At 67.7% G+C, this 20586-nt stretch carries 22 protein-coding genes and 1 pseudogene; 14 read left to right on the plus strand and 9 right to left on the minus strand.

Going from position 1 to position 20586, the window contains the following annotated elements:
* Positions 1-52: 52 nt before the first annotated feature.
* Positions 53-412 (minus strand): annotated as a pseudogene (locus DDE10_RS23945) (response regulator); the annotation flags it as partial.
* Between the two features lie 16 nt (positions 413-428).
* Here DDE10_RS23945 and DDE10_RS19810 point away from each other — a divergent pair.
* The 6 genes from DDE10_RS19810 (at position 429) to DDE10_RS19835 (ending at position 5867) form a co-directional block, all read left to right on the plus strand.
* Positions 429-695, plus strand: a complete 267-nt coding sequence (locus tag DDE10_RS19810; protein ID WP_114954540.1) for a DUF3572 domain-containing protein — start codon at positions 429-431, stop codon at positions 693-695.
* Positions 692-1345, plus strand: a complete 654-nt coding sequence (locus DDE10_RS19815) for an HAD family hydrolase (RefSeq protein WP_114954541.1) — start codon at positions 692-694, stop codon at positions 1343-1345. The genes DDE10_RS19810 and DDE10_RS19815 overlap by 4 nt, the downstream gene beginning before the upstream one ends.
* 33 nt (positions 1346-1378) lie before the next feature.
* Positions 1379-1849, plus strand: a complete 471-nt coding sequence (locus DDE10_RS19820) for a RidA family protein (RefSeq protein WP_114954542.1) — start codon at positions 1379-1381, stop codon at positions 1847-1849.
* Positions 1821-2573 (plus strand): glycerophosphodiester phosphodiesterase family protein, encoded by a 753-nt coding sequence (locus DDE10_RS19825; RefSeq protein WP_114954543.1) that lies wholly within the window; start codon positions 1821-1823, stop codon positions 2571-2573. Before DDE10_RS19820 ends, DDE10_RS19825 begins: the two co-directional genes overlap by 29 nt.
* Complete coding sequence (locus DDE10_RS19830) at positions 2570-3706, plus strand: GNAT family N-acetyltransferase (protein WP_114954544.1); 1137 nt, start codon at positions 2570-2572, stop codon at positions 3704-3706. The genes DDE10_RS19825 and DDE10_RS19830 overlap by 4 nt, the downstream gene beginning before the upstream one ends.
* A 64-nt stretch (positions 3707-3770) precedes the next feature.
* Entirely contained in the window at positions 3771-5867 is a 2097-nt protein-coding gene (locus tag DDE10_RS19835; RefSeq protein ID WP_114954545.1) for an alpha/beta hydrolase family protein, read from the plus strand.
* A 7-nt stretch (positions 5868-5874) separates the two neighbouring features.
* Here the strand turns inward: DDE10_RS19835 and DDE10_RS19840 are convergent, their stop codons facing one another.
* Positions 5875-6177, minus strand: a complete 303-nt coding sequence (locus DDE10_RS19840; protein ID WP_114954546.1) for an SEL1-like repeat protein — start codon at positions 6175-6177, stop codon at positions 5875-5877.
* A gap of 74 nt (positions 6178-6251) precedes the next feature.
* Positions 6252-7115, minus strand: coding sequence for a pantoate--beta-alanine ligase (panC, locus tag DDE10_RS19845; RefSeq protein ID WP_114954608.1), 864 nt, complete (start codon positions 7113-7115; stop codon positions 6252-6254).
* Positions 7116-7197: 82 nt separating this feature from the next.
* Here panC and DDE10_RS19850 point away from each other — a divergent pair, with 82 nt between their 5' ends.
* The 4 genes from DDE10_RS19850 (at position 7198) to DDE10_RS19865 (ending at position 9988) form a co-directional block, all read left to right on the plus strand.
* Positions 7198-8004: a division plane positioning ATPase MipZ gene (locus DDE10_RS19850; protein ID WP_114954547.1), complete on the plus strand. Its 807-nt coding sequence runs from the start codon at positions 7198-7200 to the stop codon at positions 8002-8004.
* The gene (locus DDE10_RS19855; RefSeq protein WP_114954548.1) at positions 8004-8273 is read left to right on the plus strand and encodes a J domain-containing protein; all 270 of its coding nucleotides are present in this window, start codon (positions 8004-8006) and stop codon (positions 8271-8273) included. The genes DDE10_RS19850 and DDE10_RS19855 overlap by 1 nt, the downstream gene beginning before the upstream one ends.
* Before the next feature lie 90 nt (positions 8274-8363).
* Positions 8364-9746 (plus strand): phosphoglucomutase/phosphomannomutase PgmG, encoded by a 1383-nt coding sequence (pgmG, locus tag DDE10_RS19860; protein ID WP_114954549.1) that lies wholly within the window; start codon positions 8364-8366, stop codon positions 9744-9746.
* On the plus strand, positions 9746-9988 hold the full coding sequence (locus tag DDE10_RS19865) for a hypothetical protein (RefSeq protein ID WP_114954550.1): 243 nt from the start codon (positions 9746-9748) through the stop codon (positions 9986-9988). Before pgmG ends, DDE10_RS19865 begins: the two co-directional genes overlap by 1 nt.
* Before the next feature lie 12 nt (positions 9989-10000).
* Here the strand turns inward: DDE10_RS19865 and DDE10_RS19870 are convergent, their stop codons facing one another.
* Positions 10001-10999 (minus strand): ligase-associated DNA damage response exonuclease, encoded by a 999-nt coding sequence (locus tag DDE10_RS19870; protein WP_114954551.1) that lies wholly within the window; start codon positions 10997-10999, stop codon positions 10001-10003.
* 68 nt (positions 11000-11067) lie between these two features.
* Here DDE10_RS19870 and DDE10_RS19875 point away from each other — a divergent pair, with 68 nt between their 5' ends.
* The 3 genes from DDE10_RS19875 to DDE10_RS19885 all read left to right on the plus strand — a co-directional run bounded on the left by DDE10_RS19875 (position 11068) and on the right by DDE10_RS19885 (position 14192).
* Positions 11068-11259, plus strand: coding sequence for a hypothetical protein (locus DDE10_RS19875; protein WP_114954552.1), 192 nt, complete (start codon positions 11068-11070; stop codon positions 11257-11259).
* Between the two features lie 24 nt (positions 11260-11283).
* On the plus strand, positions 11284-13701 hold the full coding sequence (locus tag DDE10_RS19880) for a ligase-associated DNA damage response DEXH box helicase (protein ID WP_114954553.1): 2418 nt from the start codon (positions 11284-11286) through the stop codon (positions 13699-13701).
* A gap of 86 nt (positions 13702-13787) precedes the next feature.
* On the plus strand, positions 13788-14192 hold the full coding sequence (locus DDE10_RS19885; protein WP_114954554.1) for a VOC family protein: 405 nt from the start codon (positions 13788-13790) through the stop codon (positions 14190-14192).
* On the opposite strand, the gene DDE10_RS19890 is transcribed toward DDE10_RS19885, so the two are convergent.
* The 5 genes from DDE10_RS19890 to DDE10_RS19910 all read right to left on the minus strand — a co-directional run bounded on the left by DDE10_RS19890 (position 14156) and on the right by DDE10_RS19910 (position 18845).
* Positions 14156-15406 carry an RNA polymerase sigma factor gene (locus DDE10_RS19890; protein ID WP_114954555.1) on the minus strand — a complete coding sequence of 417 codons (1251 nt, stop codon included), beginning with the start codon at positions 15404-15406 and terminating at the stop codon, positions 14156-14158. The genes DDE10_RS19885 and DDE10_RS19890 overlap by 37 nt on opposite strands.
* A 64-nt stretch (positions 15407-15470) precedes the next feature.
* Positions 15471-15899, minus strand: coding sequence for a YciI family protein (locus DDE10_RS19895; protein ID WP_114954556.1), 429 nt, complete (start codon positions 15897-15899; stop codon positions 15471-15473).
* A gap of 112 nt (positions 15900-16011) precedes the next feature.
* Positions 16012-17439 carry a sensor histidine kinase gene (locus DDE10_RS19900; protein ID WP_114954557.1) on the minus strand — a complete coding sequence of 476 codons (1428 nt, stop codon included), beginning with the start codon at positions 17437-17439 and terminating at the stop codon, positions 16012-16014.
* A 317-nt stretch (positions 17440-17756) separates the two neighbouring features.
* Complete coding sequence (locus DDE10_RS19905) at positions 17757-18422, minus strand: response regulator transcription factor (RefSeq protein ID WP_114954558.1); 666 nt, start codon at positions 18420-18422, stop codon at positions 17757-17759.
* 135 nt (positions 18423-18557) lie between these two features.
* Positions 18558-18845, minus strand: coding sequence for a PepSY domain-containing protein (locus tag DDE10_RS19910; RefSeq protein ID WP_162806755.1), 288 nt, complete (start codon positions 18843-18845; stop codon positions 18558-18560).
* Between the two features lie 117 nt (positions 18846-18962).
* Between DDE10_RS19910 and DDE10_RS19915 the strand changes: the two genes are divergently transcribed.
* Positions 18963-20582 (plus strand): amidohydrolase family protein, encoded by a 1620-nt coding sequence (locus DDE10_RS19915; protein WP_114954560.1) that lies wholly within the window; start codon positions 18963-18965, stop codon positions 20580-20582.
* The last annotated feature ends 4 nt before the right edge of the window (positions 20583-20586 follow it).

Genomic DNA, 20586 nt, shown 5'->3' on the forward strand with positions numbered 1-20586 from the left:
AATCGTCTGGTCGGTCGGGCGCTGGCGCCGCGGCTTTCCGCTCGGCCAGCGCAAGCAGGCCCGCCACCGCCTCGACGAAGCGAACCACCGAGATCGGCTTGGAGACATAGCCCTCGGCACCGGCGTCACGAATCCGCTCCTCGTCTCCCTTCGCAGCGTAAGCCGTCACGGCCATGATCGGCGTCGCGAGCAGATCCGCATCGGCCTTCATCTGCTCGATCAGCTCGAGGCCGCTGACATAGGGCATCTGGATGTCCATGATGACGAGGTCGGGCGCGAACGCGCGCGCGCGCGCCACCGCCTCGCGGCCGTCGCGGACCGGCTCTGCCTCATAGCCGTGCGCGCGCAGCAGCTCGCAGAACAGCTTCAGATTGAGCTCGTTGTCCTCGACAACCAGGATTTTTTGTCCCACCGGCGCGCCTTAAGCGATGCGGGATGAACAAACAAACGATCCGGAGGCGGCGGCGCTGCAGGCACTCGGCTGGACGCTGAGCGATGACGGGCGCGCGGACCGGTTCCTGGCGCTGACCGGCCTCACCCCGGAGCAGTTGCGCGGCCGAATCGGCGAACGATCGCTGCTGGCCGCCCTGATTCGGTTCCTCGAGGCGCATGAACCCGATCTGGTCGCCTGTGCCGCCTTCATCGGCATCACCCCATTGCAGTTGGTCGACGTCCGCCGCAGGCTCGAAACATGAGCCAGTTGCACGGCCGACCGCTGCTTATCAGCGATTGCGACGAGGTGATCCTCCACTTCGTCACCCATTTCGCGCAGTGGGTGGAAGAGGCGGCCGACCTCGTCTTCGCGCTCGACACCCCGGGTTTCGCTGGCGCATTGCGCAGCCGAGACGGCCAATTGGTGCCGGAAGAGCGGGTATGGCCGCTGCTCGAGATGTTCTTCGATGGCGAGATGCATCGACAGAATATCGTGCCAGGCGCTGCCGAGGCTCTCGCCGAGATCGCGCGCCACGCCGATATCGTCATCCTCACCAATATCGGCGATGCCTATGAGGCCAACCGCGTCGCCCAGCTGGAGGCATTCGACATCAAGCATCGCGTGCTGTGCAACCGCGGCGGCAAGGGCAGGCCGGTGAGCGAACTCATCGAGTCGATGCGGCCGAGCGCCACGGTCTTCATCGACGACCTATCGGTCCATCACGAATCGGTGGCGAACCATGCGCCCGACGTATGGCGTCTCCAAATGATCGCGGAGCCGCGCCTCGCCGCATCGACCCCGCCGGCCGAGCACGCCCACGCCCGTATCGACGATTGGAAAGAAGCTCTGCCATGGATCCTGGCGCGGCTGACCGGGCAGGAGCCGGGCGGGGACGAGGATCGCCGTCCTTGACCAGGCGACCCTCCTCATCCTAGCGCAGCGGACATGACCGACAGCATCGACTCCCGCCTCGCCGAGCTCGGCATCGAGCTCCCCACCCCGGCGGCGCCGGTTGCGGCCTACGTGCCTACCGTCACCGTGAACGGGCTCATGCATATTTCGGGTCAGATCCCGTTCCGGCCCGACGGCAGCTTGATCACGGGTCGGCTCGGCGAGAACCAGGACTTGGAGCAGGGCCGCGCGGCGGCCGAGCGCTGCGCCATCATGCTCGTCGCCCAGATGAAGGCGGCGCTGGGCTCGCTCGACCGCGTCGAACGGATCGTCAAGCTCGGCGTATTCGTCAACTGCAGCCCGGACTTTACCGATCAGCCCAAGGTCGCCAACGGCGCCTCCGAGCTGATGGAGCGGGTGTTCGGCACTGCCGGCCAGCATGCCCGCAGCGCCGTCGGCGTGCCGGCGCTGCCGCTCGGCGTCTCGGTCGAGGTCGATGCCGTCGTCGCCGTCAGGCCGGACTGACCTTTCGGATCCGAACGGCGGCCGGCTCGACCGGCTGATCGCGCATCCGTTCGCCCACCGCGGGCTCCACGGCAGCGGGATCGTCGAGAACAGCCGCGCCGCCTTCGAGGCGGCGATCGCCGGCGGATGGGGCATCGAGCTCGATGTCCAGGCCAGTCGCGATGGGCGCGCCTTCGTCTTCCATGATTACGAGCTGGACCGGCTGACGCCGGCGCGTGGCCGACTGGCCGAGACTAACGCTACCCAACTGAAGGATGTTCGGCTGCGCGGGACGGACGAGGCGATCCCCTCTCTCGAGGAAGCGCTCGCCCTCATCGGCGGCCGGGCCGCCTTGCTCATCGAGGTCAAGTCGCCGGGACGGCAAGTGGCTCCGCTGAGCCGGGCCGTCGCCGACGCGATCCGGTCCTATGAGGGGCCAGTGGCGGTGATGTCGTTCAATCCGGAGATCGGCCGGTGGTTCGCCCGCCACAGTCCGGCAACGCTGCGCGGACTCGTCGTCACCGAAGGCGGGCGGCGCTGGCGCGGCTCGATCGCCCGCTACGCAGCGCTGTGGCGATCACGTCCCCATTTCCTTGCCTATGACATTCGCGATCTCCCTTCGCGCTTTGCCGACCGCCAGCGCGCGCGGGGCCTGAAGCTGCTCACCTGGACGTGCCGCAGCGACGATCATCGGGCGACGGCGGCGCTGCACGCCGACCAGATCATCTTCGAGCGGCAGGCATGAGCGGCGAACCCATCGTCGCGCGATTGGCCGCCGGCGTCTCCGCCTTCGATCCGGCGGCGTGGGATCGCTGCGCGGGGAACTCGGATCCGTTCATCGGCCACGCCTTTCTGTCGGCGCTCGAGCAATCGGGCAGCGCCACCGCGCGTGCCGGCTGGCAGCCGGTCCCGGTCGCGATCGACGGCGCGGATGGACATCCGGACGCGGTGATGCCGGCTTATGTGAAAAGCCACAGCCAGGGCGAATATGTGTTCGATCACGGCTGGGCCGACGCCTATGAACGGGCCGGCGGCGACTATTATCCGAAGCTCCAGATCGCCGTCCCATTCACGCCCGTGCCCGGACGGCGGCTGCTGACGCGCCAGCCTGCGCTGGCGCCGGTGCTGATCGCCGCGGCCGAGCGGGTGGTCGCGGCCCATGGCCTCTCTTCCGCCCATGCCACCTTCATCGCGCCGCAAGAGGTGGCCCTGTTCCGGGAGGCGGGATGGCTGATCCGCACCGACAGCCAGTTCCACTGGCTGAACGAAGGCTTTGCGAGCTTCGAGGACTTTCTCGCGTCCTTGTCGTCAAGGAAGAGGAAGATGATCCGGCGCGAGCGGGCGCTCGCGCACGAAGGCATCACGGTCGAGCATCTCACCGGGGCGGCCATCGAAGAGAGTCACTGGGACGCCTTCTGGCAATTCTATCAGGACACGGGCTCTCGCAAATGGGGCCGTCCCTATCTCACGCGCGCCTTCTTCTCCCTGCTCGGCGAGCGGCTTGCCGACCGGGTCCTGCTGATCCTGGCGCTGCGCGAGGGCCGGCCGATCGCCGGCGCGCTCAATCTCATCGGCGCCGAAGCCCTCTACGGGCGCTACTGGGGGGCGATCGAGGAAGTGCCCCACCTCCATTTCGAGATCTGCTACTATCAGGCGATCGAGGCGGCTATCGCCCGCGGCATGGCACGGGTCGAGGCGGGGGCACAGGGCGCGCACAAGCTCGCCCGCGGCTATCGCCCAGTGCCCACCTACTCAGCGCATCATATTCCCGATCCCGGGTTCCGCGACGCCGTCGCCGCCTATCTCGCCGCAGAGCGACAGGCGGTCGAGCGCGAGATCGCCGCGCTCGAAGAATTCACGCCGTTCCGCAAGGGCTGACCCTTTCCTCAAGGTCCATCGCCCGCTTATCATCCGCACGTCTGCCGCCTCCGAGGAGAGAATGATGAACGTCCGCGCCTTCCTCTGGCCGCTGCTCCTCCTCGTCTCGGCGCCGGCGGCGGCCCAGCCGGCGTCCGGCCCGGAGCGGAGCTTTACCGCGCGCGACCTGTTCGATCTCGAGGTCGCGAGCGATCCCCAGATCAGCCCGAACGGACGCTTCATCGCCTATGTCCGGCGCTCGGGCGACGTGATGAGCGACCGCCTGCGCCCTTCCATCTGGCTGATCGACACGCGAGGCGGCGAGCAGATGCCGCTGGTCGCCGGCGCGGGCCTGCACAGCCAGCCACGCTGGTCTCCCGACGGGTCTCGCCTCGCCTACGTCTCGGCCGCCGATGGTCGGCCGCCCCAGCTCCATGTGCGCTGGATGGAGAGCGGCGAATCGGTTCGGATCACGGGCCTTCCCAATTCGCCCGGGAGCCTGGCCTGGTCGCCCGACGGGGAGCACATCGCTTATTCGATGTTCGTACCCGACGAAGGCACGAAGCTGGGGACGGCGCCGGCACGGCCGGAGGGCGCGCAATGGGCCGAGCCGCTCGAAGTCATCACGGCGGTCACCTATCGCTTCGACGGCGCCGGCTATCTGCGCCCTGGCTACGACCAGATCTTCGTGGTGCCGGCCGAGGGCGGTGCCCCCCGCCAGCTCAGCTTCGGTCCCTACAATCATTCCGGCCCGCTCTCCTGGTCGCCTGACGCTCGGACCCTCTATTTCAGCGGCAACCGGAGCGAGGATTGGGAGCGCGAGCCGGTCGACACCGAAATCTACGCGCTCGACGTCTCCAGCCACGCGATTCGCGCGCTCACCGATCGGGACGGTCCGGACGCTTCACCCGCAGTATCGCCCGACGGCCGGCTGATCGCCTTCACAGGCTATGACGATCGCCGGCGCGGCTACGAGAATTCGGTCCTCTACGTGATGGACGCCCAGGGCGGCAACCGCCGGCCCCTCACCCAGTCATTGGACAGAAGCGTGGAAGCGCCGGTCTGGTCGGCGGACGGCCGCGCGATCTACGTCTCCTATGATGATCGCGGCCGCACGCGGGTCGCGCGGGTCAGCCTCGACGGATCGATTCGCATGGTGGCCGAGGGGTTGAGCGGCGCCGAGCTGGACAGGCCCTATACCGGCGGCAGCTTCTCCGTCGCCGGCGACGGGACGCTCGCCTTCACCGGCGGAAGCGCGACCCGGCCCGCCGATATCGTCGTCACGCGCTCCGGCACGAGGCGCCAGCTCACCCGGCTGAACGGCGAACTGCTGGACGGCAAGCGGATGGGCGAGGTGCGGGAGCTCGAGCTCGCCTCATCGTTCGACAATCGGCCGATCCAGGCCTGGCTGACGCTTCCGCCCGGTCATCGCGACGGGGAGCGCCACCCGCTGATCCTCGAGATCCATGGCGGCCCCTTCGCGGCTTACGGCCCGCATTTCTCGACCGACAACCAGCTCTACGCCGCCGCCGGCTATGCGGTCCTGTCGGTCAATCCGCGCGGATCGACCTCCTATGGCGCCGAGTTCGCGAACCTGATCCATCATGCCTATCCCGGCAACGACTATGACGACCTGATCAGCGCCGTCGATGCCGCCATCGCCGAAGGCTATGCCGATCCGGAACGACTCTTCGTCACCGGCGGCTCCGGCGGCGGCGTGCTCAGCGCCTGGATCATCGGCCGGACCGACCGTTTCCGCGCGGCCGCGGTTCAGAAGCCGGTGATCGACTGGTCGAGCTTCGCGCTGACCGCTGATTCGCCCGCATATTTCTCGCGCTACTGGTTCGGCGCTCTGCCCTGGGAGGATCCGGAGAGCTATTGGCGGCGATCGCCCCTATCGCTGGTCGGCAATGTCCGCACCCCGACGCTCGTCGTCGTCGGCAGCGAGGATTATCGGACGCCGGTGAGCGAGGCGGAGCAATATTATACGGCGCTGCAGCTGCGCCGCGTACCGACCGCGCTGGTGAAGGTGCCCGGCGCCGGCCATGGCAGCCTCGCGGCACGACCGTCCCAGAGCGGCGCCAAGGCTGCGGCGATCCTGGCCTGGTTCGAACGCTACCGGAACGGTGCGCCCGTCGACACCGTCACGCCATCGAGCGCGACGGCCGGCTCTCAGCCGTAGGAAGAGATCAGGCGACGCGCCGATAGTGGCCGATTTCGGAGAGCCAGGCGCGCGCCTGACGCTGGGCCTCGGCGATCTCGCGAGCGCTCATCTCGTCGGCGATCTCGGCACGGCATTCCTGCGCCGGACCGCTGCCGTTGAGCGCGGCGAGATTGAACCACTTATGCGCCTCGACGAGATCGACGGCGATGCCGCCGCTGCCGGTCGAGTAGGCGACGCCGAGTTCGAACAGCGCCTGGACGTCGCCGCCGGCGGCGTCGGCGATGCGGGATTCTATCAGGAATGCTGCCGATTTGAGACTGTGAGCCATTTGAGATGCCCCCTTTTTCGCGCATCAGGAGACCATCTGGCCCTCTCGTCACCAACAAATGGTTAACGTGCCGATCAGGATCTGTGCGTAGCCGGCTCCGGCACGATCGGCACATTATCGATGAGCCGCGTCCGGCCCATCCAGGCCGCCGCCAGCAGGCGCCCGGGCCGATCGAGAGTCCCGAGCGGCGTCAGCGTCTCGGCGTCGCGCAGCTCGACATAGTCGACCTTGGCAAAGCCGGCCTCGACGAGGCGCTCGCGCGCCTCGGCGAGCGCAGGCGCGACGGTCGCACCGCCGGCGATCGCGGCGGCCAATGCGCGGAGCATCTCGGGCAGCACCCTCGACGCCGCACGCTCGCCGGGCGACAGATAGGCGTTGCGCGAAGACAGAGCGAGGCCGTCCGGCTCGCGGATCGTCGGCACGCCAACGATCTCGAGATCGAGGTCGAGATCGGCGGCCATTCGGCGAATGACGGCGAGCTGCTGATAATCCTTCTCGCCGAACAGGGCGACGTCGGGACGAACCTGATTGAACAATTTGCACACGACGGTGGCGACGCCGTCGAAATGGCCCGGGCGCGCCGCACCGCAGAGCCCTTCGCTGACCCCTGAGACGCTGACGGTGGTGGCATAGCCCTGCGGATACATCTCCCCGGCGTCGGGGGCCCACAGGATCGCGCAGCCCGCCGCCTCGAGCATCCGCGCATCCTCGGCTTCGCGCCGAGGATAAGTGGCGAGATCCTCGTTCGCGCCGAATTGCCGGGGATTGACGAAGATGGAGGCGACCACATGCCCGGCGCGCGCCCTTGCCTCCTCGACCAGCGCCATGTGCCCTGCGTGGAGCGCCCCCATGGTCGGGACGAGGGCGATGCGTCCGCCCTGCGCGCGCAAGGCAGCGACGGCGCGACGAAGCGACTCCTTTTCACGGATGAATTGCACGGCCAGTGGGGCTCCGATAGAGGAGGACGCGGCTCTTTGCGGGCCGAAGCGTTCGAGATCAAGCCGTTCGGGATCCAAGTACATGGCCGCCGCAGCGCCGCATTTCCTCGTCTTCGCCAACGAAAAGGGCGGCACCGGCAAGTCGACGACGGCCGTGCACACGGCCGTCGCGCTCGCCGCCCAGGGACGGCGGGTCGCCGCGCTCGATCTCGACACGCGCCAGCGCACCCTCGGCCGCTACCTCGACAACCGGAAGGGGACGATCGACCGGCTCGGGGTGGAGCTGCCCATGCCCGACTATGCGACTTTCGATCCGTCGGCCGGAGACAGCCTCGAGACAGCGATCGAGCGGCTCGGCGAGGGCGCGGAGATCATGGTCATCGACACGCCGGGGCGCGACGATCCGCACGCCCGCACCGCCCTGACCCGCGCCGACACCCTGGTCACGCCGATCAACGACAGCTTCGTCGATCTCGACCTCATCGGCGAGGTCGATCCCGAAAGCTATCGCGTCCGGCGGCCGAGCTTCTATGCCGAGCTGGTCTGGAACAGCCGTACCCAGCGCGCCAAGTCCCAGGGCATGAGCGTCGACTGGGTGCTGCTTCGCAACCGGATGCAGCATATCGAGGCGCGCAACATGCGCCGTGTCGGCGAGGCGCTCACCGAATTGTCAAGGCGGGTCGGCTTTCGGATCATCCCAGGCCTGCACGAACGGGTGATCTACCGCGAATTGTTTCCCAAGGGCCTCACTTTGCTCGACCTCCAGCAGATCGGCGAGGTCGGCATTGCCCATGTCGCGGCGCGACAGGAGCTTCGCGAGATGATCGCCGGCTTCGCACTACCGGAACGCGGCGCCGAGGCGCTACCGCGACAGGCCGCCGCCGGCTGATGACCAAGTTGGTCCTCCTGCTCGCGGTCGCCGCCGGCATCTGGCTGTGGTGGCGGCGGCAGAGCCGGTTGAGACCGAGAATGCCCGCCGCGGAGGCGCGCGCGCTCCTCGGCATCGGCGAACAGGCGAGCCTGCAGGAGGTGCGCGACGCGCATCGGCGGCTCATCGCCCGCGTCCATCCCGACGCAGGAGGATCCGCCGAGCTGGCGACCAAGGTCAACGCGGCCCGAGATGCGCTCGTTGCGGAGTTGAACCGAAAGCGCGCTTGACCATTTTGCTGGTGCGGCGCCAGGCGCCGCCGAATTCCTTCATCGTCCGGACGCGGCGTGCGCACCCGGACCCAGTCCATGGAGCCTTTCATGTCGCATCGCTTCGATCCCACGTCTCTGCGCGAATATGACATTCGCGGCATTGTCGGGAAGACGTTGAGCGAAGCGGACGCCTATGCGCTCGGCCGCAGTTTCGGCACGCTCGCGCGCCGCGGGGGCGACCCGCGCGTCGCCGTCGGGCGCGACGGCCGCGAGAGTTCCCCTATACTCGAGCAGGCACTGGTGCGCGGCCTCAACGAGAGCGGCGTCGACGTGGTCAAGGTCGGCGTCGGCCCGACGCCGATGCTCTATTATGCGGAGGCGGAGCTGCCGGTCGGCGGCGGCATCCAGATCACCGGGAGCCACAACCCGCCGGAATATAACGGCTTCAAGATGGTGCTCGGCCACAACGCCTTCTTCGGCGAGAACATCCAGAAGGTCGGCCGCATGGCCGAGGCCGGCGACTGGGAGAGTGGGGACGGCACGGTGAGCGAGCGCGAGGTGCTCGATTCCTATGTCGAGCGGCTGCTCCAGGGCTTTGACGGCGACGCCTTCCGGATCGGTTGGGACGCCGGCAACGGCGCCGCCGGGCCGGCCGTGGAGAAGCTCACCGCGCGGCTGCCGGGCGAGCATCACCTGCTCTTCACCGACATCGACAGCCGCTTTCCCAACCATCATCCCGACCCGACCGACGAAGCCAATCTCGAGGATCTGAAGCGCCTCGTTCGCGAGAAGGGGCTCGATTTCGGCGTCGCCTTCGATGGGGACGGGGACCGGATCGGCGCTGTCGACGGCGAGGGCCGAGTCATCTGGGGCGATCAACTGCTGTCGATCCTCGCCGAGCCGGTGCTGGAGGCGGTACCGGGCGCGACGATCATCGCCGACGTCAAAGCGAGCCAGGCGCTGTTCGACCGGGTCGCCGAGCTCGGCGGGACCCCCTGCATGTGGAAGACAGGCCACAGCCTGATCAAGTCCAAGATGAAGGAAACCGGCGCGCCGCTCGCCGGCGAGATGAGCGGCCACATTTTCTTCGCTCACGATTATTACGGCTTCGACGACGCGCTCTACGCAGCGGTTCGGCTGATCCGGGCCGTCACCGGGCTGGGCGGTTCGCTCAGCAACCTGCACTCGGCAATGCCGAAGGTGATCAACACGCCCGAGATGCGCTTCCAGGTCGAGGAGAGCCGCAAGTTCGCGATCGTCGACGAAGTGCTCGACCGGCTCGCCGCCGACGGCGCCCGCGTCGATCGGACGGACGGTGCCCGGGTGACCACGAATGACGGCTGGTGGCTGCTGCGCGCCTCGAACACCCAGGACGTACTCGTTGCACGTGCAGAGGCGAAGGACCAGCCCGGCCTCGAGCGGCTGGTCGGCCAGATCGACGGCCAGCTCGCGCTGTCGGGGGTGAAGCGGGGGCCACAGGCTTCGCATTGATGCCGCGACTGCATATCGAAGCTTTGCTCTTCTGCCTGGCCTGGGCGGCGCTCGCCGTGTGCGGCGGTCTGCTCGCCGGCTGGCGGACGGGTGCCCTGCTCTCCGTCGGGCTTCTCGTGGTGATCATGCCGATCAGCAGCGTCATCGTCACCCGCGTCGAGAGCGAGAATGTGGAGCGGGCCGTCCGCTGGGGCTTGCTGGCGGCCGCCGGGATCGGCCTGCTCGCCTATCTCAACGCCTGAAGGCCTCTCCTCTCAGTCGTCCTCGTCCTCGTAGCCGACGAGGTTGAGTTCGCGCGCCTTGATCTGTCGGGTCATGCACCAATGCTTGAGCGCCTCCTCCCGGCCGTGGGTGATCCAGACCTCGCGCGGCGCCAGTTCGGCGATCGTCTCGGTCAGCTCGTCCCAGTCGGCATGATCGGAGACGATCAGCGGCAGCTCCACCATGCGCTGGCGGGCGCGCTGGCGCACCCGCATCCAGCCCGAGGCCATGGCGGTGATCGGATCGGGCAGCCGACGTGACCAGCGATCGTTGAGGCAGCCGGGCGGGGCGATGACGATCTGGCCCTTGAGCTCGCCCTTCGACGCACCGGTCGCGGGCTTCAGCTCGCCGAGGGGCACGCCGAAGCCGGCATAGAGATCGCACAGGCGCTGGAGCGCACCATGGATGTAGATCGGCTCGTGATAGCCACGGCAGCGAAGCTCGACGATCAGCCGCTGGGCCTTGCCGAGAGCGTAGGCGCCGACGAGGATACATCGATCGGGATTGTCGTGGAGGCGGGCCAGCAGCCGATCGACTTCCTCGGCGGTGGCCGGATGCCGGAAGACCGGGAGTCCAAACGTCGCCTCGGTGATGAAGATGTCGCAGGGTACCGGCTCGAACGGCGCGCAGGTCGGATCCGGCCTGCGCTTATAGTCCCCGGACACCACCACCCGCTCGCCGCCATGTTCGAGAACGATCTGCGCGGACCCGAGCACATGTCCTGCCGGAACGAAGCTGACGTCGACCTCGCCGAGGCGGACGACCTCGCCATAAGCCGCGGCGCGGCCCGTCTGGGGCCCGTAGCGCGCCTCCATGATCGCCAGCGTTTCCGGCGTCGCCCAGACAGCGCCGTGCCCGCCGCGGGCGTGGTCGGCATGGCCGTGCGTAACGAGGGCGATGGACTTGGGCTGTGAAGGATCGATCCAGGCGTCCGCGGGACGCACATAGATGCCCTCGGAAAATGGCTCTATCCAGGAACCGAGGCGGGCCATGAGGAGATATATGGGAAGGACGGAGCGGCTCGCCAAGCGGGGCCGACACCATGAAAGGAGTCGAAGCGATGGACCTGGGCGGATTCAACTGGTCGCTACTGACCATCGTCGGCGCGATCGTGCTCGCGGTCGTGATCGCCTGGGCGGCGCTTCGCAACCGCAGCTCGCGCGCCAAGATCGAGCGAAGCGAGGAGGCGACGCGCCGCGTCTACGAGGCGGAGGAGCGCGCCCACGGACACGAGTCCGACAAGGGTCCGTAAAACCCGCTGGCGGCGATCGGACCAATGGCTGACGCCGCCCTTCCGCCACCGATCGCTGCGTGGTTCGAAGCGAAAGGATGGCAGGTCCGTCGCCACCAGCGCGAGATGCTCGAGGCGGCGCGGGCCGGCCGCTCCGCGTTGCTGGTCGCGCCGACCGGCGCCGGCAAGACGCTTGCCGGCTTCCTGCCGAGTCTTGCCGCTCTGGCCGAGCGGCCGGCGGAGGGCCTGCACACGCTCTATGTCTCGCCGCTGAAGGCGCTTGCCGTCGACGTCCAGCGCAACCTGCTGATCCCGGTCGAAGAGATGGGACTTCCGATCCGGATCGAGACCCGCACCGGCGACACGCCGGCCGACCGCAAAGCTCGCCAGCGCACGCGGCCACCTCAGATGCTGCTCACGACGCCGGAGTCGCTGAGCCTGCTGCTCAGCCACGAGGACAGCTTCCGGCTGTTCGCCGATCTCGCGACCATCGTCGTGGACGAGGTTCATGCCTTTGCGACGTCCAAGCGCGGCGACCTTCTCGCGCTGGCGATGGCGCGACTGCAGCGGATCGCCCCCGGGTTGCGACGGGTCGGACTCTCGGCGACGATCGCCGATCCGGATGCCTACCGGCAATGGCTGGCGCCGAATGCCGATGTCGAAGCTGTGACTTATGTCGAGGGCGATCCGGGCATCGAGCCCCAGATCCGGATCATGTTGCCCGAGGACGAGCGCGTGCCCTGGTCCGGCCACAGCGGACGCTGGGCTTCGCACCAGGTTATGCGGGAGATCGAACGCCACCGCACCACCTTGGTCTTCTGCAACACGCGCGGCCTGGCCGAGCTCATCTTCCAGGACCTGTGGGCGGTGAACGAGCAGACCCTGCCGATCGGCATCCACCATGGCAGCCTCGCCGTCGAGGCGCGCCGCAAGGTCGAGGCGGCGGTGGCCGACGGACGATTGCGGGCACTGGTCTGCACCGCGAGCCTCGATCTCGGCGTCGACTGGGGCGACATCGACCTCGTCATCCAGATGGGGGCGCCCAAGGGCTCGTCGCGCCTGCTGCAGCGGATCGGCCGCGCCAACCACCGCCTCGACGAGCCCAGCCAGGGGCTGCTCGTCCCCGGCAACCGGTTCGAGTATCTCGAGGCGCGCGCCGCGCTCGACGCGGTCGACGAACGCGAGCTCGACCAGGACCTGTTCCGCGACGGCGCCCTCGATGTGCTCGCCCAGCATGTGATGGCGGCCGCCTGCGCGGCACCCTTCGCCGAAGCGGAGATGCTGGCAGAGGTCCGGAGCTGCGCGCCCTATGCCGGGCTGGAGGCGGAGACGCTCGACCGGATCCTCGGCTTCATCGAGAGCGGCGGCTATTCGCTGCGTGCCTATGACCGGTTCAAGCGCATCACCCGCGGCAGCGACGGCCGCTGGCGGGTCTCGCATCCACGCTTCGTGCAGCAGCACCGGATGAATGCAGGCATCATCGTCGACGCGCCGGTGCTCGACGTTCGTTTCCGCAACGGGCGTCGGCTGGGCACTGTGGAGGAGGCCTTCGCGGCACCGCTGTCCGTTGGCGACACCTTCTTCTTCGCCGGACTGACGCTCGAGGTCGAGCGCATGACGGCGGCCGAGATCATCGTGCATGCGTCGTCGAAGGCGGCGCGGATCCCCGCCTATATGGGCACCCGGCTGGCCATGACGACGCATCTGGCCGACCGCGTGCGCGGGTTCCTGGCCGACCCAGAGAGCTGGCGACGCTTTCCGGACGATGTCCGCGAATGGCTCGAGGTCCAGGCCTACCGATCGGTCCTGCCTCGGCCCGAGCAACTGCTGGTCGAGACGTTCCCGCACGAGCAGCGCCATTATATCGTCGCGTACAGCTTCGAGGGCTGGAACGCGCACCAGTCGCTGGGCATGCTGATCATGCGACGGATGGAGGCTTCCCGACTCAAGCCTCTAGGCTTCGTCGCCAACGATTACGCGCTGGCCTGCTACGGCCTCGAACCGATCCGTGATCCGGCCGCCTTGTTCAGCCCGGACCTGCTCGAGGACGAATTCGTCGAGTGGGTGCAGGGATCGAACCTGCTCAAGCGCGCCTTCCGGGAGGTAGCGGTGATTGGCGGCCTGGTGGAGCGGCAGCATCCCGGTCGACGCAAGACCGGCCGCCAGGTGACCTTTTCGACCGACCTCATCTACGACGTGCTTCGCCGGTACGAGCCCGACCATCTGCTTCTCCGCGCTGCCTGGGAAGACGCCAAGACCCGCCTCACCGACGTCCGCCGGCTCGGCGCCTTGCTCGACCGCGCGGCGCGAACGATGCTCCACGTCGACCTCGACCGGATCACGCCGCTGGCGGTCCCCGTCCTCATCATGATCGGTCGGGAGATGGCGCCGGCGGGGACGGCCGAGGACGAATTGCTGGTCGAGGCGGAGGCGCTCGCGGCCGAGGCGATGCGCAGGGAGTGAATGGGCAGACGACGCTTGACCTCAACCAAGGTTCAGGTCGTAGGACCGATTCGGAAGGGGCAGGATCGCCCCTGCAGGAGGAAGAGATGACTGCCCGAATCGAGCATGTGAACGTGACCGTCCGCGACCCCGAACGCGCCGCGCGGCTGATGGAGCAGGTGTTCGGCTGGCGGATACGCTGGCATGGACCGGCACGCGACGGCGGGCGTACCATCCATGTCGGAGCGGAACGCGATTACGTCGCCTTGTATACGGGGGCGGGAGCCGATTATGCAGACGCCGACTTCGCGAAGGGCCGCCCGCTCAACCATATTGGCGTCGAGGTCGAATCGATCGACGTCACAGAGGAGCGGGTGATCGCGGCCGGGCTGCGGCCGTTCAGCCATGGCGACTACGAACCCGGGCGCCGCTTCTACTTCCTCGATCCGGACGGGATCGAATATGAGGTGGTGAGCTATGCCGCCCCTGGCGGTCCGAGCTCGTCCAGATAGAGGCGGATCTGCGCGGCTTCGGCGGCGGTGCCCGCGAGACCGATCGCGCGGTTGAAGGCTTCGAGCGCCTCCGCTCTGTCGCCGAGCCGCTGGAGCAGATGCCCTTTGAGCCCGTGAAAATAGAAATAGGAGGAAAGCGCCGGCTCGAGCGGGCGAATCAGCGCGAGCGCCGCCTCCGGCCCCTCCGCCCTGGACAAGGCGGCAGCACGATTGAGTGTCACCACGGGTGAGGGGGCATGGAGCTCGAGGGCCTCGTAAAGTCGAGCGATCTGCGGCCAATCGGTGTCGTCGAAGCGTGGCGCCCGGTCGTGCAAGGCAGCGATCGCGGCCTCGATCTGATAGCGTCCGGGGCGATGCCGGCGGAACGCCCTTGCGACGAACACCAGCCCCTCCTTGATGGTGGCGCGGTCCCACAAGCGCCGGTCCTGACGTTCCAGCAACACGATCTCGCCAGAAGCGTCGAAGCGGGCGGCTCTGCGGGCATGCTGGAGCAGCAGCAAGGCGGTCAGCCCCATCAGCTCAGGCTCGTCGGGAAACATGCTCATGAGCAGTCGCGAAAGGCGGATCGCCTCCTCGCACAGCGGCACCTTCGCGTCGGCATGCTCCGTCGCGGTATAGCCTTCGTTGAACAGGAGATAGATCATGGCCGCGACCGTCGACAGGCGTTCGGTCCGGGCGACCGGCGACGGCGTCTCGAAGGCGGCGCCGGCGCGGGCGACAACCCTCTTCGCCCGGGTGATCCTCTGCTCCATGGCAGCATCGCTGACCAGGAAGGCACGCGCGATCTGCGCCACGGAGAGGCCCGAGACGATTCGCAAGGCGAGCGCGATCTGCTGGGTCGGCGGCAGATCCCGGTGACAGCAGATGAACAGGAGCCGCAGCAGATCGTCGGGAAATTCGGAACGGTCGAGCGAGTCGGCCAGCGACTCCTCGACATCCTCAACCGGGTCGGGGGCGATCTCATCGGGCAGTCCGACTTCCCGCGCTTGTCTTCGCGTCCCGTCGATCCCGGCATTGCGGCCAACGAGAATGAGCCAGGCTACCGGATCGCGGGGCGGTCCCTTTTCCGGCCAGGCCCTCAGCGCCCTGAGGCAGGCGCTCTGATACGCTTCCTCGGCCAGATCGAGATCGCGAAAGTATCGCAAGAGCGCACTCATCGCCTGGGGACGGGCCGCCGTCAGGGCCGCTTCCAGCCATTGCCGATCGATGCTCATGATTCGGCTCCTGCCCGTGCACGAAGACGATGTCCCCGCGCACGGGCTCAGGGGGGCGAACGGCTCAGGTGCCCTTCTGCTCGATCTGCTGGCGAAGCCTCTCCTCCTGCGCCTGCAGCTCCGGCGTGAACGCTTCGCCGAAATCCTCGGCGGCGAAGATCGGCCGGATCTCGAGATCGGAATCGCCCGGCATCGGGTTGGGACAGCGCTTCGCCCACTCGATCGCCTCGTCCATCGAGGCCACTTCCCAGATCCAGTAACCGGCAACGAGCTCCTTGGTCTCGGCGAAAGGCCCGTCGATCACTGTCCGGTCGCTACCGGAAAAATGGATGCGGACTCCTTTCGACGATGGGTGGAGGCCGTCGCCACCGACCATGATGCCGGCCTTCACCAGCTCCTCATTGTAGTTCATCATCGCGGCGATCAGCTCTTCCGACGGCATTTCGCCGGCTTCGCTCTGATCCGTCGCCTTCACGAAAACCATGACACGCATTCTGCTTCTCCTCCTTCGTGGACGCCACAAGGACGGCCCACCGACCTCGAAACCGACACCGCGCGCGAAAAAAAGTCATGCGCCCCGCGCCGTCGGCGCGGCGGCTGCCGCTTCATCCGGCCTGGGTGCGAGCGGCCCCACCCTTGCCGCGCGCCGGCGCGGGCTCGGCAGGCGCCACCGGAAGCTTTAGGCGGGCGAGAAGGCCACCCAGATCCTCGCTTTCCTCCAGCGCGACGTCGCCCCCATAGATCTGGGCAACGTCGCGGACGATGGCGAGGCCGAGGCCCGTGCCGGGCTTGCCGGTATCGAGGCGGGCGCCGCGATCGAAGATGGAGGCACGCTCGATCTCGGGGATGCCCGTGCCGTCATCCTCGACCTCGACCTCGATGAATTCGGCGGTCGCCTTGACCGTCACGAACACACGGCCATTGCCGTATTTGGCGGCATTCTCGACCAGGTTGCCGAGCATCTCGTCGAGGTCCTGGCGCTCGACGCGCACCGCAGCCTTCTTGTCGCCTGCCAGGTCGACTGTGACATTTTCATACAGCCGCGAGACCGCGCGCTCGACCGCCTGCAGGGCGGGCCAGATCTCGGCGCGAGCCTGGGCACTGGAGCGGCGGCCGATCGCCCGAGCCCTGGCGAGGTGATGATCGACCTGGCGGCGCATCGTCGTCGCTTCCCGGCAGACCGTGTCGGCGAGGTCGGGGCTCTGCGCCGTCGCCGCATTGGTGATGACGGTGAGCGGGGTCTTGAGCGCGTGGGCGAGGTTTCCGGCGTGCCGGCGCGCCTCCTCGGCCTGCTTCTCATTATGCTCGAGAAGGGCGTTCAGCTCGTCGACCAGCGGCTCGATCTCGCGCGGCAGCTTCTCGTCGATTCGCGCCTTATGTCCTGAACGGATCGCGGCCAGCCCGCGCCGCACCCGGCGGAGCGGCCACAATCCGTAGATCGCCTGGAGGGCGGCGAGGGCGATGAGTCCGAGCCCGAGAATGCCGAACGACCGGACGAGGGTGCGGCGCAACACGCCGATCTGGGCATCGAGCTCGTCGCGATTCTGCGCGACCTGGAAGCGCCAGCGCACCGCCGATCCCGGAAGGCGGACGTCGCGCTCCGCGATGCGCAGCCGCTCCATCGGAAACTCGCTGCTGTCGAAATAGTGGACGTCGGTGTCGGCATGGCTGGGCCCGACCGAGAGGCGCCGATCCCAGAGCGAGCGCGACGGGAAGGGATCGAAGCCGTCCCCGGATATCTGGTAGTAGACGCCGGAATAAGGCTCGAGAAAGCGCTGGTCCGCGGGCGGGCGGTTGAACAGGACCTCGCCTTCGGGACCGATCTCGGACGAGGCGATCATCGCCGTCAGCACATAATCGAGCTGGGCGTCGAAATTCCGGGTGATGGCGGACGTCAGCACCCGATCCAGCGCGAATCCGCCGACGCCGAGCAGAAGGGCGATCCAGATCGTCGCGGCGGCGATCATCCGCCTGGTCAGCGAGCCGGTCCGCCTGCGGGCGGGCCGACGCAGGGAAAGGCGGGGGAGCTTCATCGCGCGCAGCGGAGCCGAGACGGGCTTAGCCGGCCCTGAACCGCCGGGCTAGGGTTCAAACCCAATTGGGAGGCGGATCGGGATCGGCCGGAGGAGGCGGCTGGAAAGGAGAGCGGCGCAGGCCGGGCTGGGAGCCCGGCCGAACCGATCGACGAAGCCAGCCGGCTCCTCCGGCCGACCGCGAAGCGGCGGGCTCGCTCTTGTCGCCCGGACGGCGTCGCTGCGTCGGTCACGATGCACAAGCATCGCTCCCTCCTTCCTCCTTGCCGGACAACAAGATCGAACCCGTCACGACCGCCTCCTAATTGAGTTTGGACCTAGGCTCGCGGCTCCTCGAGCGAATAGCCCAGCCCGCGGATCGTGGTGATGACGTCGGGCCCGAGCTTCTTGCGAATGCGCGTCACGAACACCTCGATCGTGTTCGAATCCCGATCGAAATCCTGGTCGTAGATATGCTCGATGAGCTCCGTGCGGGAGACGACCTTGCCCTTGTGATGCATCAGGTAGGAGAGGAGCTTATATTCCTGCGCGGTCAGCTTGACCGGCTCCCCGTCGAGGGTGACCTTGCCCGAGCGCGTGTCGAGCCGCACCGGGCCCGCCGTGAGTTCAGAACTGGCATTGCCGGACGCGCGGCGGATGAGTGCCCGCAGCCGCGCGATCAGCTCCTCCGTCTGAAAGGGCTTGGCCAGATAGTCGTCGGCGCCGGCGTCGAGACCCGCGACCTTGTCGGACCAGCTGTCCCGCGCGGTGAGCACCAGCACCGGCACCTTGATGCCTTCCTTGCGCCAGCGATCGAGCACGGTGAGGCCGTCAATTTCGGGAAGACCGAGATCGAGGATGATGGCGTCGTAGGTCTCGGTCGAGCCGAGATAGTGGCCGTCCTCGCCATTGGCCGCATGATCGACGGCGTAGCCGGCGCCCTCGAGCGTCGCCCGCAACTGCCGGCTCAGATTGGGTTCGTCCTCGACGATCAGGACCCGCATCGTCTCTCCCCTGGCTTGGTGGGCGGCCCATCCAATAGGCATGACCGCCAAATGTTCCAGCGCCTATATGGGATAGCAGCGCCGTTACGCCAGCGCCACGTTCCGGCGCGGGGGAGGGGCGACCGGCGGAGAACCCTATTGCCGGCCGATGACCCGGCCGGTGCGCGCCTCGACGTCGATCCAGATGACCTCGGCGCCGCGCAGGAATTTGAGCCGATAGACCCGTCCGTCGAACTCGGCGCCGATGAACTGGGCACCGGGCACGCGAATGCGAGCGCGGATTTCGGGAAGCGGCAGAATCTGGCCTTGCTGGGTCGCGCGATACGCGCGGTCCTGCTCGCGCATGTTCTGCAGGCCCTGCGCCTCGGCCGGAAGGGCGGAGGCGACCATTGCGGCCAAAACGAGCAGAAGGGGGGAACGCATCAAACTTTTCTCGGCTTGGCCATGGAAATCGCCGCCGAAATAGCAGATCGCATTGAATAGGCCATGAATAGGCTTGTAGCTTTTGCTTAACATTTTGAAACTGCGGGAGGATCGCGAATGAGTCGAGCAAGGGGGTGCCTGGCTGCCGCAGCGGCGCTGGCGGCCATGGCGGCACCGATCGCGCTGACCGCACAGCCGTCTGCGAAGGCCATGGCGAGGGTCGCGGACCGCCAGCCAGGCGAGGGTGAGGGCCCCTTCCGGCGGCTCGTCATCCGCGGTGCGATGATGGTCGACGGGAGCGGCGCCCCACCGCGCGGGCCGGTCGACATCGTCATTGCCGGCAACCGCATCGAGGCGATCGTCGCCGCTGGCACGCCGGGCCTGCCGCTCCCAGCCGACCGCCCCCCGCGCAATGCCGACCGGGAGATCGACGCTTCCGGCATGTACGTGCTCCCGGGTTTCGTCGACGTCCACGGCCACAATGGCGATCCCGACAAGGCTCCCGACGCCGGTTACGGCTATCGCCTGTGGCTTGCCCATGGCGTCACGACTGTGCGCGGCGTCCCCCTTTATTCGGGACGGGACAATCCCTCGCTCGACGACCGCCGGCGCAGCCAGGAGAACAGCATCGTCGCCCCGCGGCTGTTCGCCTATATGGCGCTTGGCGACGGCTGGAGTGGCGGCGACATCGCGACTCCGGAGGCCGCCCGCGCCTGGGTCCGCTGGGCCGCGGCCCAAGGCTATGACGGCGTCAAGCTGTTCAACGATGTCCCGGCAGCGGTTGCCGCGGCGGCGATCGAGGAGTCAGGACGGCTTCGCCTGGGAACGATCGCCCATCTCGGGCAGGGTGGCGTTGCCGAGGTCAACGGAGACCGCGCCGGGGCGATGGGCCTGGGCGGCATCACCCACTTCTACGGCCATTTCGAGGCCCTGCTCCGCGGCCGTGCGCTGCCTTCCTATCCCGACGACTATAACATGCATGACGAGCAGTGGCGTTTCGGCCAGGTCGCCCGCCTGGCCGACCAGATCGTCGAACCGGGAGGCGCAGAGTGGCGGGCCTATCTCGAGCGGCAGCACGAGCGGGGAGTATCATTCTCGCCCACCTTCAACATCTACTCGGCGTCGCGTGACGTCATGAGGGCACGCAATGCGGACTGGCACGCGCGCTACACATTGCCCTCGCTCCAGGCTTTCTTCGCTCCGAGCCGCACGCACCACGGGTCTTATTTCTGGGACTGGACCACGGCCGACGAGATCGCCTGGCGGCGATTCTACGTCCCCTACATGCGGCTGATGAACGACTACAAGAATATGGGCGGACGCGTGACCGTCGGATCGGACCCGGGCTTCATCTACCAGAGCTGGGGCTTCTCCTATGTCGCGGAGCTGGAGATGCTCCAGGAAGCCGGCTTCTCGCCCTTGGAGACGATCCAGGCGGCGACGATAAACGGTGCGCGCGAGATCTATGCGCCGCGCGGCGAGGACGCGCCCTTCGGCCTCGTCCGCGAAGGGATGCTCGCGGATCTCGTCATCGTCCCGGAGAACCCGCTCGCCAACTTCAAGCTGCTCTATGGCACCGGGCACATGCGCCTGAACCCGCGCACGCAGCAGGCCGAGCGGGTCGGCGGCGTCCGTTGGACGATCAAGGACGGGATCGTCTACGACGCACCGGCCCTTCTCGCCAGCGTCGAGCGGATGGTCGAGTCACAAAGGGCTGCGCTCGAAGCGGCGCCGTGAGCCG

Source organism: Sphingosinicella terrae, assembly GCF_003347635.1.
GTDB lineage: Bacteria > Pseudomonadota > Alphaproteobacteria > Sphingomonadales > Sphingomonadaceae > Allosphingosinicella > Allosphingosinicella terrae.